This is a genomic window from Thioclava electrotropha, assembly GCF_002085925.2.
Taxonomy (GTDB): Bacteria; Pseudomonadota; Alphaproteobacteria; order Rhodobacterales; family Rhodobacteraceae; genus Thioclava; species Thioclava electrotropha.
The window spans coordinates 3218123-3235185 of sequence record NZ_CP053562.1 but is presented as its reverse complement, the minus strand read 5'-3'; the positions used below and the strand labels follow the sequence as shown (position 1 = coordinate 3235185).

Annotated in this window: 15 protein-coding genes; 11 read left to right on the top strand and 4 right to left on the bottom strand. The window is 62.9% G+C overall.

What is annotated here, in order from left to right; translation table 11 throughout:
• Positions 1 to 9: 9 nt before the first annotated feature.
• A complete protein-coding gene (locus tag AKL02_RS15305) occupies positions 10 to 1815 on the bottom strand; it encodes a TadE/TadG family type IV pilus assembly protein (protein WP_083076102.1) in 1806 nt (601 codons plus the stop codon).
• A 376-nt stretch (positions 1816 to 2191) separates the two neighbouring features.
• Between AKL02_RS15305 and dnaG the strand changes: the two genes are divergently transcribed.
• From dnaG to ribD, 9 genes are all read left to right on the top strand, one after another.
• A complete protein-coding gene (gene dnaG / locus AKL02_RS15300; RefSeq protein WP_083076104.1) occupies positions 2192 to 4171 on the top strand; it encodes a DNA primase in 1980 nt (659 codons plus the stop codon).
• A 182-nt stretch (positions 4172 to 4353) separates the two neighbouring features.
• Positions 4354 to 6369: an RNA polymerase sigma factor RpoD gene (gene rpoD / locus AKL02_RS15295; protein WP_078548183.1), complete on the top strand. Its 2016-nt coding sequence runs from the start codon at positions 4354 to 4356 to the stop codon at positions 6367 to 6369.
• Positions 6370 to 6419: 50 nt separating this feature from the next.
• Positions 6420 to 6743 (top strand): hypothetical protein, encoded by a 324-nt coding sequence (locus AKL02_RS15290; protein ID WP_133051929.1) that lies wholly within the window; start codon positions 6420 to 6422, stop codon positions 6741 to 6743.
• Between the two features lie 26 nt (positions 6744 to 6769).
• Complete coding sequence (locus AKL02_RS15285) at positions 6770 to 7138, top strand: hypothetical protein (RefSeq protein ID WP_133051930.1); 369 nt, start codon at positions 6770 to 6772, stop codon at positions 7136 to 7138.
• Positions 7139 to 7327: 189 nt separating this feature from the next.
• Complete coding sequence (locus AKL02_RS15280; RefSeq protein WP_083076108.1) at positions 7328 to 8047, top strand: DUF8692 domain-containing protein; 720 nt, start codon at positions 7328 to 7330, stop codon at positions 8045 to 8047.
• Positions 8048 to 8141: 94 nt separating this feature from the next.
• Positions 8142 to 8465: a hypothetical protein gene (locus AKL02_RS15275; protein WP_083076110.1), complete on the top strand. Its 324-nt coding sequence runs from the start codon at positions 8142 to 8144 to the stop codon at positions 8463 to 8465.
• Positions 8465 to 8881 (top strand): secondary thiamine-phosphate synthase enzyme YjbQ, encoded by a 417-nt coding sequence (locus tag AKL02_RS15270; RefSeq protein WP_083076111.1) that lies wholly within the window; start codon positions 8465 to 8467, stop codon positions 8879 to 8881. The genes AKL02_RS15275 and AKL02_RS15270 overlap by 1 nt, the downstream gene beginning before the upstream one ends.
• A gap of 142 nt (positions 8882 to 9023) precedes the next feature.
• On the top strand, positions 9024 to 9494 hold the full coding sequence (gene nrdR, locus AKL02_RS15265) for a transcriptional regulator NrdR (RefSeq protein WP_075774214.1): 471 nt from the start codon (positions 9024 to 9026) through the stop codon (positions 9492 to 9494).
• On the top strand, positions 9491 to 10594 hold the full coding sequence (ribD, locus tag AKL02_RS15260; protein ID WP_083076113.1) for a bifunctional diaminohydroxyphosphoribosylaminopyrimidine deaminase/5-amino-6-(5-phosphoribosylamino)uracil reductase RibD: 1104 nt from the start codon (positions 9491 to 9493) through the stop codon (positions 10592 to 10594). Before nrdR ends, ribD begins: the two co-directional genes overlap by 4 nt.
• On the opposite strand, the gene AKL02_RS15255 is transcribed toward ribD, so the two are convergent.
• From AKL02_RS15255 to AKL02_RS15245, 3 genes are all read right to left on the bottom strand, one after another.
• A complete protein-coding gene (locus AKL02_RS15255) occupies positions 10564 to 12579 on the bottom strand; it encodes a capsule polysaccharide biogenesis protein (protein WP_083076115.1) in 2016 nt (671 codons plus the stop codon). The two genes, ribD and AKL02_RS15255, sit on opposite strands and share 31 nt — an antisense overlap.
• The gene (locus AKL02_RS15250) at positions 12579 to 13703 is read right to left on the bottom strand and encodes a polysaccharide biosynthesis/export family protein (RefSeq protein WP_083076117.1); all 1125 of its coding nucleotides are present in this window, start codon (positions 13701 to 13703) and stop codon (positions 12579 to 12581) included. The genes AKL02_RS15255 and AKL02_RS15250 overlap by 1 nt, the downstream gene beginning before the upstream one ends.
• Positions 13704 to 13788: 85 nt before the next feature.
• Complete coding sequence (locus AKL02_RS15245; protein ID WP_083076119.1) at positions 13789 to 15075, bottom strand: capsule polysaccharide biogenesis protein; 1287 nt, start codon at positions 15073 to 15075, stop codon at positions 13789 to 13791.
• A gap of 208 nt (positions 15076 to 15283) precedes the next feature.
• Between AKL02_RS15245 and AKL02_RS15240 the strand changes: the two genes are divergently transcribed.
• Complete coding sequence (locus tag AKL02_RS15240) at positions 15284 to 15907, top strand: riboflavin synthase (protein WP_083076121.1); 624 nt, start codon at positions 15284 to 15286, stop codon at positions 15905 to 15907.
• Complete coding sequence (ribB, locus tag AKL02_RS15235; protein ID WP_078520343.1) at positions 15904 to 17061, top strand: 3,4-dihydroxy-2-butanone-4-phosphate synthase; 1158 nt, start codon at positions 15904 to 15906, stop codon at positions 17059 to 17061. Before AKL02_RS15240 ends, ribB begins: the two co-directional genes overlap by 4 nt.
• Positions 17062 to 17063 lie beyond the last annotated feature (2 nt).

Genomic DNA, 17063 nt, shown 5'->3' with positions numbered 1-17063 from the left:
GCTCTCCGGTCAGTTCGTCAGGCGCAGGGTAGAGATCTGCGTCGCGATCGAGGAAAACGCATCCGCGAGATTGGCGGAGTCGACGTCGTACTGGTAGCTCGGACCCGAACTGCAATCGGCGAGCGCCGTCTTGCCACTCTGGGGCGCATCCACGGCCACAGTGAAGACGATGATATCCTTGCTTTTCCCGGCCTGGCACACGTCGTGCAGGTTTTTGTCCTTCTCCGAGAACATCGAGGAGATCGCCATCTCGTCGTAGATCGAAGCCACGGATTCTTGCGGGTCTAGGCGCTGACGCGGCGGCAGAAGGAAGGTCTGGATCACATATTGCAGCGTCCATCCTTTGCTCCAGACGGTGCGCCAGTCGATCACATGCAGATCACGATGCTCGAACTTGTGTACATCTTCGCAGACCTCCTTCCACTTCCAGCCGTGCCGTTCATAATGGCATTCCTGCGTGGTCGTGTAGGCACCGATGTCCTCCGGTGCGTACCAATTGCGATCCGCGAAGGAATAATAGGGGGGCTCGCCCAGATTCGCGCGGTCCTGCGAGAACCAGTACATGTGCGACATCGTCGTGCTGTCGTCATTGAAGGCCGTCGAACTGTCGACAGAGAACAGGCCGGAATCGCCCGTCCGATACTGCATCCGCATCGAGAAGGTGCGTGTGTTCTGACCGTCGGTCATCAGGATCATCACCTTCATCGAGCGTTCGTCGATGCTCTGACCGGTCGCGGGATAGGGCAGGGGGCGGTCGTCCACATCAGCGGAGATCGTCCCGTTTTGGACCAGAGCAGCCGAGACCGGTTTGGCCGAAGGGTCGAGCAGCGCGAAGCCCCAGCGGGCGCCGATGTCGATCGCTGTGTCACCTCCTGCACGCAGCGACGCAATCTTGTTCACGACGTCGTTCTGGTTGTCCTCGAAGGCCATGACGTCGGAATAGCTGTGCTCGTAGCAGTTCTCGCCGGAGTTGCTGAGGTATTTCCGGACATACATGTTCTGGCCGATAAAATCGTAGCTCCAGCCATACATGGTGCGCTGCAGGCCGGTGGTCGGCAGGCTCACGCTGTTGAACCCCTGAAGCTGCACGTCTGCGCAGGTGTTGTAGCTGTGATCGGACGACAGGTTATAGACCGAGGCCAGATCCGGGCCGAGCGAGACCTGCTGATTGTACGGCACGATCGAGATCGAAAGGCGTCCGGGAGGCGCGCCCGGGGGTTGGACATTGTCGAACATCTTGTTGGTGAAATTCGTCGCGGCATCGCGCAGCGAGGCGATCTTCGTCTCGCCGTAATAGGAGCCGGAATCCGTTTGACCCATCGAGCCGGAGACGTCGAGAACCATCGAGATTTCGACATTGCCGATGGATTCCTCGGCTTGGGCGTGGGTGTTCGAGCGGAAGGATTTGACGCCGAAGCCGATCAGGTCGCCGAAGATCGTCGGCATGTCGTCCTGCGCGGTCATTGCCACGCGGCGGTATTCCTTCTGCTGGCCCTCTTCGACCACGGGCTCAATATTGAGATAGTCGAGGCCGCTGGTGGAGAGGTAGTCTTTCGCCACGGTCGCGGGATCGAGCGTCTGATCCAGATTGGCCGCGGCGAGCGCGGCTCGGTCGAGCGAACTTTGGATAAGCGTACGGCGTTCGTCTTGGCGGACGAAATCAATCGCGATGCCGCCAATGACCATCAGCACGATCAAAACCTGCAGGCTGAAGATGAAAACCGCTCCATCCTCATCCTGCGCGAACCGCCCCATTCGGGCGCGCGCGGCTTCGATACGGCGTGCCAAGCCGTTTTGTTCGGTTTTGTCCCTCATCCCCGACCTCCTTCTCCTTGTCCCATGGCCTCGCCGCCAGCGGAGAAAACTCGTAAAAAATCACCGGATGAAACTGCATAATTCCTGAGGCGAAATTAAGGCAAAAACTTGTCTAACTTCATGGAATTGTTGTGCTTTAAATGTGGAATGCCGCAGTGTGTGTGAGATAGTTTCCCAATCGGCCACCAATCTGAGGGGCTTCTGACGCTGGGTGCCGTCTTAGAAACTGAGTCGTTTAAACTAGGTTAACTCGCCTCAAGGGGCGGATTTCTCACCTTCGGCTGACGCGAAGTTCTTGGCGCGCGCGAGGCCGAAAGCTGTGGGTAGCTCCGCGGGTCCTCTCGACTCTGCCGCACATGGAGACAATATAGAGAGCATGAGCCTGCCACCCGGATTTCTCGACGAATTGCGCAGCCGTTCCTCGATCGCTCAGGTCGTGGGGCGCAAGGTCATTTGGGACATGCGCAAGTCGAACCAGGCCAAGGGCGACATGTGGGCGCCGTGCCCCTTTCATCAGGAAAAATCGGCCTCGTTCCATGTCGATGACCGCAAGGGCTATTACTATTGCTTCGGCTGCCACGCGAAAGGCGACGCGCTGAGCTTCGTGCGCGAGACCGAGAATGTCAGCTTCATGGAGGCGGTGGAGATTCTCGCCCGTGAGGCCGGGATGCAGATGCCCGCGCGCGATCCGATGGCGCAGGAGAAAGCCGATCTGCGCACCGAACTGGCCAATGTGATGGAAGAGGCGGTGAAGTATTTCCGCCTCCATCTGAACACGCAGGCCGGGAGCGCCGCGCGCGACTATCTGGCCGGGCGCAGCCTGAACAAGCCCGCCATCGACCGCTTCGAGATCGGCTTTGCCCCGCCCGGTTGGCAGGGGCTGCGCGATGCGCTCAAGGCGAAGGGGATTTCCGACGAATTGATCAAGGGCGCGGGGCTTGCGAAGGACAGCCAGAAGGGGCGCGAACCCTTCGACGTCTTCCGCAACCGTATCATTTTCCCGATCCGCGATCCGCGCGGGCGCTGCATCGCCTTCGGCGGGCGGGCGATGGATTCGAACGATCCGGCGAAATATCTCAACTCGCCCGAGACCGCGCTCTTCGACAAGGGGCGCTCGCTCTATAACCATGGCCCCGCGCGCGAAGCCTGCGGCAAGGGTGCGCCGCTTGTGGTCTGCGAAGGCTATATGGATGTGATTGCCATGGTCGAAGGCGGCTTCGGCGGGGCGGTCGCACCTCTGGGCACCGCGATCACCGAAGATCAGCTGCGCCTGATGTGGCGCATCCATGACGAGCCGATCATCGCGCTCGATGGCGATACGGCGGGTCTGCGCGCGGCGCTGCGGGTGATCGATCTCGCGCTGCCGCTGCTGGAGGCGGGGAAGGGCGTGCGCTTCGCGATCATGCCGCCGGGGCTCGACCCGGATGACGTGATCCGCAAGCAGGGCCGCGAGGCGATGGAGACGATCCTCGCCGAGGCGAAGCCGATGGTCTCGCTGCTGTGGCAACGTGAGACTGAGGGGAAAGTCTTCGACAGTCCCGAGCGCCGGGCGGCCCTGGACAAGAGCCTGCGCGCCGCGATTGCGCGCATTCAGGATCCCTCGATTCGCGGCCATTACGGGGACGAGATCAAACGCCTGCGCTGGGAGCTGTTCGGCACCGGTCCGCAGGCTGGCCCACAGGGCGGCGCGCAAGGATCCCGCGGGGGCTTCACGCCGGGCGGTTTCGGCCCCGGCGGCAAGCGCGGCAAGGGCCGCTTCGGTGCGCCGCCGCCGGCCTTGCCCGAGACGCGCTCCTCGCTTCTGGCGACCGCGCCGAGCGACGTGGCCGAGCATCTGCGCGAAGCGATGATCCTCGGCATCTGCGTCACCCACCCGGCGCTGATCGCCGAATTCGAGGCGGAACTGGAGGCCGTGCCGCTGCGCGATGCAACGCATGATCAGCTGCGCCACCGGATGCTCGCCCATGTCGCCGCGCCCGCCCCGGAAATCGCGAAAAACCTTTACGCAGAAATGGCGACCGACCTTGAAAAACTGTTGAACCTGCCCCATTTGCGCTCTGCCCCTCCGGTTCGCAACGCTGAGAACCTCGATTTGGCGCGGATGTGCCTGACCGAGGAACTGGCTAAGCTGGACGCCGCTCGCGCCGTGCGCGAAGAGGTCGCCGATGCGATGGAGGATCTGGCGGGGCTTGCCGACGAAGGCGTGACATGGCGTCTGGCGCAAGCAGCATCGCTTCGCCATCGCGCAGAGAGATCGAAACTGGAGGACTCCTCCGATATGGGCGAAGATCAAGCGGCGCTGTCCGCGACGCTTCAGGCCATGATCGACGGGGAAATCTGGCGTAAGAAACATTGAGCCGGATGGCTGCGGGCCAACGGATTACGGAAAAGCGAATTGTTGCGGACACATTCAGAATCAACTTTCTGTCCACAGCCCTCGCGCCCCTGTGATTCGCCGCCGCGATTCGATACACAGACGAGATATGATTCGCTTTCGTCATAGCTTGAGCCCAACCAAGCCCTGACCGAGGAGCCCACATGGCCGCCAAAGACATCGACGACAATAAATCCGACACCCCGAGCGACGACGCGACGTCCTTCGATATGAGTCAGGCCGCCGTGAAGCGGATGATCGCCGAGGCGAAGGAACGCGGGTTCATTACCTATGACCAGCTCAACAAGGTGATGCCGCAAGATCAGGTCTCCGGGGACCAGATCGAAGATGTCATGTCGATGCTCTCCGAAATGGGCATCAACGTCATCGAAGCCGAAGAGGCCGATGAGGAAGAAAGCAGCAGCCAGGGCGGCGAAGTCGCGACGACGGCTTCGGGGTCGCGCGAAGTCGCGGTCTCGACCACCAGCTCGGAAACGCTCGATCGTACCGATGACCCGGTGCGGATGTATCTTCGCGAGATGGGCTCGGTCGAGCTGCTGTCGCGCGAGGGCGAAATCGCCATCGCCAAGCGCATCGAGGCTGGTCGCAACACGATGATCGCGGGCCTCTGCGAGAGCCCGCTGACCTTTCAGGCCATCACGATCTGGCGCGACGAACTTCTCAACGAAGAAATTCTGCTGCGCGACGTGATCGACCTCGAGACCACCTTCGGCAACTCGCTCGAAGGGGTCGAAGGCGAAGAAGAAGAAATCGCACCGCCCACCGTCGGAGCCGAGGCGACGACAGAGGGCAGCAAGAAATCCGAAGATAGCGGCAATTCGGAGCCCGAGCTCGACGCGGACGGCAACCCGATCCAATCCGACGATGACGACGAGGACGAAGGCGCGAACCTTTCGCTCGCCGCGATGGAAGCCGCGCTGAAGCCGCGTGTTCTCGAGACGCTCGAACTGATCGCGCGCGACTATGCTCAGCTTGCCGAAATGCAGGACCTGCGGATGTCGGCGACGCTGAACGAGGATGGCTCCTTCTCGGTCACCGAGGAAGCCGCCTATCAGAAACTGCGCTCCGAGATCGTCGAGCTGGTGAACTCGCTTCACCTGCACAACAACCGGATCGAAGCGCTGATCGACCAGCTCTACGGCATCAACCGCAAGATCATGTCGATCGACAGCGGCATGGTGAAGCTCGCCGATCAGGCGCGCATCAACCGTCGCGAGTTCATCGAAGAGTATCGCGGCTACGAACTGGACCCCAGCTGGTCCGAGCGGATGCAGGCGAAGTCGGGCCGCGCTTGGCAGTCCCTGTTCGAGCGTTCCGCCGACAAGGTGGAAGAGCTGCGCGGGGAGATGGCTCAGGTCGGACAGTATGTCGGCGTCGATATTTCCGAATTCCGCCGCATCGTGCAGCAGGTCCAGAAGGGCGAAAAAGAAGCCCGTCAGGCCAAGAAAGAGATGGTCGAGGCGAACCTGCGTCTCGTGATCTCGATCGCGAAGAAATACACCAACCGCGGCCTGCAATTCCTCGATCTCATTCAGGAAGGCAATATAGGCCTCATGAAGGCCGTGGATAAGTTTGAGTATCGCCGCGGCTACAAGTTCTCGACCTATGCGACGTGGTGGATCCGTCAGGCGATCACCCGCTCGATCGCGGATCAGGCGCGCACCATCCGTATCCCGGTCCACATGATCGAGACGATCAACAAGCTGGTCCGCACCGGTCGCCAGATGCTCCACGAGATCGGCCGCGAGCCGACGCCGGAAGAACTGGCCGACAAGCTGCAGATGCCGCTCGAGAAGGTCCGCAAGGTGATGAAGATCGCCAAGGAGCCGATCTCGCTCGAGACGCCGATCGGCGACGAGGAAGACAGCCAGCTTGGCGATTTCATCGAGGACAAGAACGCCGTTCTGCCGCTCGACTCCGCCATTCAGGAGAACCTGAAGGAGACGACGACGCGGGTTCTGGCCTCGCTCACCCCGCGCGAGGAGCGGGTTCTGCGGATGCGCTTCGGCATCGGCATGAACACCGACCACACGCTCGAAGAGGTGGGCCAGCAGTTCTCGGTTACCCGCGAACGTATCCGTCAGATCGAGGCGAAGGCGCTGCGCAAGCTCAAGCACCCGAGCCGGTCGCGCAAGATGCGTTCGTTCCTCGACCAGTAAGCTTGCGAAGTAAAAGAATCGGCGCATAATTCCCTTATTTGGAGGGGATTATGACGTTTAGTTATCGCGAAACTCAGATTGTAAAAGGCATGCTCGAAAGAGGCGATAAGCAGCATGATATCGCGTCTTACTTCGGCGTAAACGGCGGTCGAGTCGCGGAGGTCTCGACTGGAAAATGTGATTATCCTAGTGCGCCAGCTGCTCCAACAGACAAGCTGCCTCCTCCCGGTCCATACGTGGGTGCAAAGACTGTCTTTGAGGTTCGAGGGATTCTTGATGAAGCGATTGAGCTTTTAGAGGGAGCAGGTTCCAATAGCTCTGAAACTCAAGTCGCTTTGGATGCGCTTCGTGAAGCTCACAGAAAATTAGCGTGAAGCACGCAGGAAGCTGGGGAAGAATGATGAAAGCAAAGTTTTTCACGACAGCTTTGATTTTGCTGGTCGCTGGGTCCGTCAGCGCCGCCGAGCGCGCGCAATTCTACATTCCCGACAAGCCCGCCAAGCTGGTCTATCTCTTCACCTGCGAAGGAGAGAGCCAGGAGGCGATCGCCGAGAATTGGGAGAAGGCCAAGGCCGTCTTCGCCAGCGATCATCAGGTAGAGGCTGCGCGTCTGGAGGCGAAAACCACGGCGCAGCGCGAGTCCGGCCATGCCCCGAGCCAAGAGGCGATCGACGCCCATAACGTCGAATTCAACGCGCATAAAGCCGCGGTCGAAGCCGATCTTGCTCCGCTGGGCTGCAAGATGAATGGTCTCGTTCACGTGCCGTGACGGAGGGCGGTCCGCTTGCATTTCTGCGTCAAGGCGGCGGCCCCTAAACCGCATATTTCGCACATTTCTTGAGCATTTCGGGGGGTGGAACGGCTTTTTCGTCCCTCAAGTTGCTGGAAAGTTTGAAATTCCCCTGATCGTGTTATCGTCACCTTACGGACAATTGGGGTGTTCGTTGGGGGGAGTTAAATGCGGCTGCGCAATTACGCGCCAGCCCTGCTGAAACCGTTCAATGACGAGTTAACGCGAAAGTTTCTGTTCGCTTTGCTTTTCGTGGATGCAGTGCTGCTGGCTATTTTCATCACTTACAACGTCTTGGGGCTCAATCATGGCGACGGGCCGATCGCCGAACAGTTCTGGCGGTTCGATATCGGTCTCGACCTCAGTTTTTCCGAGAATTTCGGGTTCTTCAAATGGACCGCGATCATGGTGTTCATGCTCGCGTCGTTCCTGAAAAAGCCGAACGCCATGAGCGTGTTCATATTTGCCGTCTTCGCCATTCTGCTTGCCGATGACAGCAAGCAGTTGCACGAACACGCAGGCCGGTTTCTGAGGGAAGGGGTGTTCGGGCAAGTCATTGCCGATCCGCATGCCGCGCAGACGATCGGAGAGCTTGTGTATTTCGCGGGACAGGGCGTCGTTGTTGTCGCGCTTCTGTGGCTCGCTTATCGCTTCGGGTCGCCGGAGCAGCGCCTCTATGTGCTTCGCTTTTCCGCTTCGATCTCCGGTCTCATCATCTGTGGAGTGGGGTTCGACGCAATCCATAGCGTGTTCGAGGGCGCTCCGCTCTCATGGCTTCTCGGCTTGATCGAAGATGGCGGTGAGATCATCTTCGCCTCCATCGCCTGCGGCTACGGTTTCAGTTACCTGCTCGCGCAGTTCCAGAGTGCGGAGGTTTCCCACGCGTAGTGGCGGCCTAATTCGTGTGGCGCGCGTGGGCAAAAGGCGTTGCCTGTCGTCTTGCGGCGGTCCAAATTGAAGCGACCCAATAACTGGAGATACCATGTTCAAGTTTGCGCCTGTCTTGCTCGCCCCTCTCGTTCTCGCTGCCTGTCAGGTCGGCACGATGCAATCGGGCGCGCCGCGCATGGATCAGGCGGGCACCTGTTTCCTCTATGTGCAAGAAGAGGCGGGCGGCACCTATTCGGTTGTCTCGGGCGTCGGCGACGGCACGCCGCAACCCAAGGCCATGGTCAAGCGCGGGCTGAGCGGCGTGCAGGCTGACGCGGCTTGGGCGAAAGAGCGCAAGATCATGGACATCAACCCCGAATGCCTCGCGATCGTCGCGACGGATCGGTCCGAGGCGCGTCCCGCGCCGAAAAGCTGATGCATCGCCGGTTCGAGATCGCGACATCGGGCCCGGGTCTTTACGAATTCACCGGTGACGTGGCGGCTTGGGTCGCGGGCGCCGATGCGGAGGAGGCGTTGCTCACGCTGTTCATCCGCCACACCTCGGCAAGTCTCGCGATCCAGGAAAATGCCGACCCGGAAGTGCGCAGCGATTTGACTGAATTCTTCCATCGGCTTGTGCCGCCCACGACCGATCCCAGCATGTCTTACCTGACCCATACCTATGAGGGGCCGGACGATATGCCGGCCCATATCAAATCGGCGCTTTTACCCGTCAGCTTGCAGATTCCTGTCATTTCGGGGCGTATGGCGCTCGGAACGTGGCAAGGAATTTACCTTTTCGAACATCGCAGTCGCGCGCACCGTCGCGAGGTCATGGCGCTCCTGCGCTGAGTCTCATTCGCCACAGGCAACCGCCACATCTGGGGTCGAAAGATTTTTCCTACCCAAACCATCGACGCTAGGCTAAGGTCTTGTGGATAAGAGGGGCATGCAGACCCTATCGTGAGGCGGGACAACGAACGGGGGAAAGCGAATGCGCTGCCCATTTTGCGGAAATGTCGATACTCAGGTGAAAGATAGCCGTCCGGCGGAAGATCACGTCGCGATCCGGCGACGTCGGTTCTGCCCGGCCTGCGGCGGTCGTTTCACCACTTACGAGCGCGTCCAGCTGCGCGACCTCGTGGTGATCAAGACCTCCGGCAAGCGTGAGGATTTCGATCGCGACAAGCTTGAACGCTCGATCCGGATCGCGATGCAGAAACGCCCGGTCGAACCGGAGCGGATCGACCAGATGATCTCTGGCATCGTGCGGCGTCTGGAAAGCATGGGCGAGACCGACATCTCCTCGAAGGTGATCGGCGAGATCGTGATGGAGACGCTCGCGCGGATCGACACGGTCGGCTACGTCCGGTTCGCCAGCGTTTACAAGAACTTCCAGGAAGCGGACGACTTCGACAAGTTCGTCTCCGAATTGCGTCCGCCGGGGGCGGGCGATCCCGAGTGACCCAGAACGACCGGCGGTTCATGTCGATGGCCCTGACGCTTGCGCGCCGGGGCCTTGGCAATGTCTGGCCGAACCCGGCCGTCGGCTGCGTGATCGTGAATAAGGGCCGGGTCGTCGGGCGCGGCTGGACCCAGCCGGGCGGGCGGCCCCATGCCGAGGTGCGTGCGCTCGCGCAGGCGGGGGAGGCGGCGCGTGGCGCCACGGCCTATGTCACGCTGGAGCCTTGCGCCCATTACGGCAAGACGCCGCCCTGCGCGATGGCACTGCGCGAGGCCGGGGTGTCGCGTGTCGTCTCGGCGATGGAAGACCCCGATCCGCGGGTCTCAGGCGGCGGTCATGCGATGCTGCGCGACGCGGGGATCGACGTGGAGACCGGGCTCATGGAGGCGGAGGCGCGCGATCTGCAGGCCGGGTTCCTGAGCCGCGTGACCCGCGCGCGTCCGTGGCTCGCGCTGAAGCTTGCGAGCAGTTTCGACGGGCGCATCGCGACCTCGACTGGCGAGAGCCAATGGATCACCGGGCCGCAGTCGCGCGCGCTGGTCCATGCGATGCGCGCAGAGTTCGATGCGGTCATGGTGGGCGGCGGTACCGCACGGGCCGACGATCCGCTGCTGACCGTGCGTAGCTTCACGCCCTTGCGCCAGCCGCTGCGGATCGTGGCCTCGGCGGGGCTGGATTTGCCGCGAAAGCGGCTTGCCGGGTCGCTGGACGTCGCGCCGCTCTGGCTGATCCATGGGGCCGAGGCTCCCGATGAGGCGAAAGACTACTGGCGCGAAGCGGGCGCGGAGCTGATCGAGGTGGCCGAGACGAGCGGCGGCGGTCTCGATCCGCTGGCGCTGATGGAGGCTCTGGCCGGGTTCGGCCTGACCCGCGTGTTCTGTGAAGGCGGCGGCAAGTTCGCGGCCTCTCTGATCAATGCGGGGCTGGTGGACGAGCTGATCGGCTTCACGGCGGGCATGATGCTGGGCGCGGATAGTCGCGCCGGGGTCGGCGATATGGGGCTGAGTGCGCTCGCCTCTGCGCCGCGCTACAAGCTGGTCGAAAGCCGTCCCATCGGCGACGACCTGCTTCACCGTTGGCGGCGCCAGAGCCACGCGTAGGACGCGAACACGCCTTGCAGCTTTGCGCCGGTCCGGTTGAGCGGGCCACGGGGCAGCGCGCGGCCTTCGCTCAGGCGATCCAGCGCGACCTCGACCGGGCAGGGCAACCCGCTGACCGGATCAAGATAGCGCGGATAGGCGATCAGCGCGGCATGGGTGAGCTGCAGCAGATCGGGGTGCGCCGTCCTGCGCGCCGGAACAGGCCCGAGATCGCGCGTCAGCCCCCAGCCTGCATAGAAGGGCGCCCCGAGCGTGGTGACGGCTTTGCCGCGCAAGAGCGCCTCGAAGCCGAGGCCGGAGGTCATCGTCCAGACCTCGTCCACCGCGTCGATCAGCGCAGCGGTGTTGGTCTCGGGCAGGATCATATCGGCGTATTTCTTCGCCACCTCCGCGGGCACCGCGCCGGGACGCAGACCCGCGACGACATCGGGGTGAGGTTTGAATAGGATAACTGCATCGGGGTTTTCGGCCCGGGTCTTCTCCAAAAGCATCGCATTTGTGCAAGTCTCTCCCGCGCCGAGCCGGATTGAGGCATCGTCTTCGACCTGACCGGGCACGAGGATCTTATGGCCCTGGGGCAGTTCGGGAAGCGCGCCGCCCAGATTGTATTTCGTCAGGCCCTCAGTCGTGATCCGTTGGATGAGCTTGCGCGCCCGCACCTCGCCGCCCGGCGGTACGGGCCGCGCGATCAATGCCTCCAGATCGCTGGGCCGGGTCGGGTCGTAGAAGATGCCTGTGCGATCCGCGATCAGCGAGAGCGGCGGGACGAGTTCGGCGCCGAGACCGCGTGAGCGCAGAAACCCGTCTTCGACGCGGATAGGGGCGCGGTCGTCGTCTGGGGCCGCGCGCGTGGCCCAGTAAAGAAAGGGCCGCGTGGGGTCGGGTGTCTCGCTGAACCGCAGCGATCCGTGACGCCCGAAGAACTTGCGCAGATGCGGGCGTTTCCACAGGGACATGCCGCCCGCGACATAGCCCTGCCGATCTTCGCGATAGGCGCGGGTTTCGGCCTCGAGCTGATCCACCGCCTCCTCGAAGCTGCACAGGCGCGTGCGACAGGGATCGAACCAGATCGGCGCGAGGATATGCGACACCGCGAAAATCTGCGCGCGGGTCAGGCTGCGCGATCTGCGGGGTACGGGGTTTTCGTCCTGCGTGAGCCCCCAGCCCCCATAGAACGGTTGGCCGAAGACACGCGGCTTGTGATCTGCGAGGATCGCTTCGTAGCCCATGAGCGACGACACCGTATAGACCGCGATCGCGCCTTCGAGCAGTTTCCATGGCGAGACCGGCGCGTCGTAAATCTCGGAATTCGAGTCGCAGTCTTCCGGACCGTAATGGCCGCCCCGCAGCCCGGCGCGGGTTTCGGGATGGGTCTTGATCAGGATGCGCGCGCCGGGGTTCTCGATCCGCGCATAGGCCAGCATTTCGCGGAATGTGGCGGCGCTCGCCCCGCCATGGGTGATCGAGGCATCGTCTCGTGTCTGGTCGATCACCAGAACATAGCCCGGATCGGGGACGGGCAGGTCCGGGTCGAAATCGTTGTATTTCGAGAGCTCCGAGGTTTTCAGCCGGGCAATCCCGTCGCGGGCCCGCTGCAAGACGGCGCTATCGTCGAGCGGCTCGGTCGCAAGGAGATGTTCGAGCCGCGAGGGCTGGGCGCTGTCGAAATGCACGCCCATCGGGTCGAGGATCAGGCCTAAGGGCGGCGCGCCGGTTCGGCCCGGATGGATCGAGCGCAGAAACGCATCCTCCACCCGGATCAGCGGCACGTCGCGCTTGACGGCCACCGCCTCACCGCGCGCCGCATAGGGCGAGCGGCCCCAGACCATCACGCCATCGTCGGGGCCGGGCAGGCCGAGGCGCGGCGCATGGCCCGCGGCGCGCAAAATCTCGCGCAGGCGCGTCTGGCGCAGCACCCCGCCATTGTAGAAAAAAAGCCGCCGGGGGATCGCCCCGGCGGCCTTCTGGTCTCTGTCGCGGGGCATCAGTTCCCGGCGAGCGTATTGAGCGTGTTGACCGTGCCCAGCGGCTGGGTCAGAGCCGAGAGCGTCTTCTGCCACTGCACGAAGGGCGCCTCGGTGACATAGACCGTGTCTCCGTCGCGGATCGCGAAATCGCGCGCCATGAACATGCCGTTGGGCTGGGTCAGGTCGAGCACGTAGATCATGCGCTGATCGCCGACGAGGTCGGTGCGACCAAGCACCTTCATCGCGATATCGGCCGGCTCGTTGCGCAGCACGAAGACGCCGGTCGGATCGGCGAGGTTCGACTGCAAGCCGCCCACCGTTGCGATGGCCTCCAGCGCCGAAAGCGTCTGGGTCTCGAAGGGCACGCGGGCCTGCTTGCCGGTTGCGCCGAGCGAGGTGAAGGCGCGCTGGTCCTTCTCGACGAGGATCACGTCGCCATTGCGCAGCGCGATGTCCATCTTGGGGTTCTCGTAGAGATCCTTGAGCCAGATCGAGCCCGACATGCCGCCGCGCGTCACGGTGATCTTGGCGACCTCGGGGGGGATCGAAACGCCGCCCGCCTTGGCGATCATCGCCGAAAGCGTCCGGGTCGGCCGCTCGATCGGGTAGACGCCCTGACCGTTGATCGCACCCATGACCGACACCGTCGCGCCATCGCCTGCCACGCGGGTCACGAGAACCTGCGGGTCCGGCGTTTGCGCGTCGAGCTTGGTGGTGATGATGCGGCGCAGCCCGTCGGGCGTGTTGCCAGCGGCTTTGATGCGGCCCGCATAGGGGACGAAGATGAAGCCCGCGCCATCGACCTGTACCTCTTGCAGCTGGGTCGCGTTGGCGCCCTTGCTGGCGAGCAGCCCATCATCGACGTTCTCCCAGATCGTCAGCGAAAGCGTGTCGCCCGGGCGGATCGTATCGGAGCCGATCTGACCGGCATTGATGAAACTGGAGGTAAAGCCGAGCGCCGGTTGCACGGCGGTTGCGCGGGTGACGAAGTCGTTCACCTTGACGACGAAGGCATCGCCCTTGCGCATTACGGAGCCTGCAAAGAGTTCGCGCTTGTTGGGGCCAGAGCGCGGAAGACCACAAGATGCGGTCAAAAGCGTGGCGGAAAGGCCCGTCAAAACGGCCCTACGGGAAGGGGTCATGGTCACTGCTCGAGCTCCTCGTTCGGGATGCTGCTTATCGTTTTGCGACCAAGCTACCGAAGCCTCGGGAAAAAAACGAGAAAAATTATCGTACCACCTGCAACTGTTGCCGTGGGGCCGCGTTGCCTGCGACCAGCGCATCATAGGGATCTTCGGCGGCCAGCATCATGTCGACCACCTGTCGCAGCAGGGCGCGGCGTCCGCGCGCGGAGTAGAAGCCGCCCGGCACCTGGCTCGTTTCCAGAAGGTAGTGACGGTAGTCGCGATAGGCGCGGCTGTCGGGGCGGGCCGGGCTTGCGAAGAAAGCCTCGAGCGGTTGCGCGGAGGTGAATTCCGGCTTGTCGAAGATCGCACGACCCAGCGATTTCAGCGGCAGCCCGCGCCACAGCGCCTGCTGCGCGGCGGTCGAATTGACCGTGACGGCGGAGCGCGCCTGCGCCAGAAGCCCGGCCAGCTTGCCGCCGCGCACGAAATGCACGCGCGACGCCAGGCCATGCGCGCGGGCGGCCTTGCGGATCGTTTCGCGTATCGGGGCGCGCCCGTCTTCGAGCGGATGGGCCTTGAAGACGAGGTGATGATGGGGCGGCGCGCCTTTCGCGAAATTCTCCATCACCAGATCAATGAACTCGGTCTGGCTGGTGAAAGGTGAATGCATCCGGAAGCTGGAATCGTGTTCCAGCTGCAGCAGCACGAGGTGATATGGAAAGCCGCCATGCCGGATGCGCCGCGTCGCGCGTTTACGCTCCAGCATATGCAGCGGCATCAGCAGCAGGCGGCGCAGCCAGAGGCGGAATTCCTGAAACACGGTGATGTCGCGATGCGGGCGGAAGCGGCGATAGGGGCCGGGGCGGAGCATCACGAAGAAATGGTAGAGCGCGCCGTAGAAAACGTGGTGGCGCATATCGCCCCAGCGGGGCGGGGCGTCGGGAAACTCGATCTCGGACTGGGCAAGCGCCGTGCGCATCTGCGCCACCGACATCTCCATCAACCGGGAATGCCCGTTCGAGCCGCCGCGCTCGTAAGTGACCCAGTAGGGGCGGACGTACCCCTCTTCGAAGACATGCACGCACAGGCCCATCGCTTTCGCGATCTCGACAGCCTGCGCATGGATTGGGCGGGTGTCGCCATAGAGCACGAGATCGGTGATGCCTTTCTCGGCGATCAGGTCGCGCAGGTGATCGGCCCAAGCCTCTGGCGGGGCGTCGAAGCGCAGGTAGGAGGCGCGGTCGAACCAGAACACCTCATCCCCGCGGTTGAAGCCCACGCGCCAGACCGTCGCGCCTGCCTGCCGGAGCATCGCGCCAAGCTGATGAAAGAAGGGGCCGTGGGGGCCCTGCAGCATCAGGAAGTGGCGATTTTCGAAACGGTTCATCCAGTCGTGGGTCCTTGGCCTGCCTCCGTGATTGCGCAGGATGCGCGCGAAGTCACGGAGTTTGTGGGGTAATCCCTTAAATATTGGACAATTTTAGGGCAGGCGCTGTGCGGGGCTGCGCAGAGTGTGACGGGACGGCGGGGCGCTCATCTCTTGCGAAGGCGCGCCCTGCGGGCTAGCTAGGGTCCGAAATCTGAGGGGATATGCCATGTTCACCGGGATCGTGACCGATATCGGAGAAATTCTGGAGCTGGAGCAGCGCGGCGATCTACGCGCGCGGATCGGCACAAGCTATGACGTTGGCAGCATCGAGCTGGGCGCGTCGATCGCTTGCGACGGCTGCTGCCTGACCGTGATCGCAACCGGCACCGAGCCGAAAAAATGGTTCGATGTCGAGATCTCAGCCGAGAGCCAGACCAAGACCAATATCGGCGGCCGCGGCAATGACGCGAGCGGCGGCTGGCAGGTGGGTCAGAAGATCAATCTCGAACGCGCGCTGAAAGTGGGTGACGAGCTGGGCGGTCACATCGTGTCGGGCCATGTCGATGGCGTGGCCGAGATCGTCGCGATGGTGGATGAGGGCGACAGCACGCGCTTCACCTTCCGCGCACCGGAGAGCCTCGCGAAATACATCGCGCCGAAAGGCTCTGTCGCGCTGAACGGCACCTCGCTGACCGTGAACGAGGTCGATGGCGCGACGTTCGGCGTCAACATCATCCCGCATACCAAGCAAGTCACCAACTGGGGCCATGCCAAGGCGGGCGACCGGATAAACCTCGAGATCGACACGCTCGCGCGCTATGTCGCGCGGCTGCAGGAGTGGAACGCATGACCACCGACGGCAAACCACTGACCCCGGTCGACAAATCCGGCACCCATGACGTGCCCGGCGAGGTCGAGGAAAGCCTGCGCCACGTGATCGCGCCCGCTGAGGACATTATCGCCGAGGCGAAGGCCGGGCGCATGGTGATCCTCGTCGATCACGAGGATCGCGAGAACGAGGGCGATCTGTATATTCCGGCCGAGAAATGCACCCCCGAAGCGGTGAATTTCATGGCGACCTACGGGCGCGGGCTGATTTGCCTGCCGCTCACCTCGGATCGCGTCGATCAGCTGGGCCTTGCGCCGATGGTGCGTGCCAATTCGATGCGCCACGAGACGGCCTTCACCGTCTCGATCGAGGCGCGCGAGAACATCACCACCGGGATTTCCGCCCATGACCGGGCGCAGACGATCAAGGTGGCAATCGACCCGAGCAAGGGCCCGCAGGATATCGCGTCGCCCGGCCACATCTTCCCGCTGCGTGCGCGCGACGGTGGCGTTCTGGTGCGCGCGGGCCATACCGAAGCCGCCGTGGACGTGGCGCGTCTCGCGGGCCTCAAGCCCGCTGGCGTGATCTGCGAGATCATGGGCGATGACGGTCACATGCTGCGCCTGCCGGGGCTGATCGAGTTCGGCAAGAAACACGGGCTGAAGATCGGCACGATCTCGGATCTGATCGCCTACCGCCGCCGTCACGACAATCTCGTGCGCGAGGGCCTGCGCCAGATGGTCACGTCGAGCCATGGCGGCGAGTGGGAGATGCGTGTCTTCACGGACATGGCCGAGGGCGTCGATCACATCGTTCTGGTGAAGGGCGACATTTCAACGCCCGAGCCGGTTCTGGTGCGCACCCACTCGCTCAACATTCTCGACGACGTGTTGGGCATCGGCCCCGGTCCCGCCGACGAGGTACGCCGCGCGATGGAGATCGTGGCCGAGGAAGGCCGCGGGCTCGTCTGCCTGTTCCGCGACCCGTCGAACCGCCTTCTGCGCGAAGAGGATCAGGGGCCGCGCACGATCAAGCAGATCGGTCTGGGCTCGCAGATCCTGTCCTCGATGGGGTTACATGACATGATCCTTCTCACCGACAATCCGCAGACGAAATATGTGGGCCTCGACGCTTATGGGCTGCGCATCGTCGGCACACGCCCCATCACGGAGTAAGA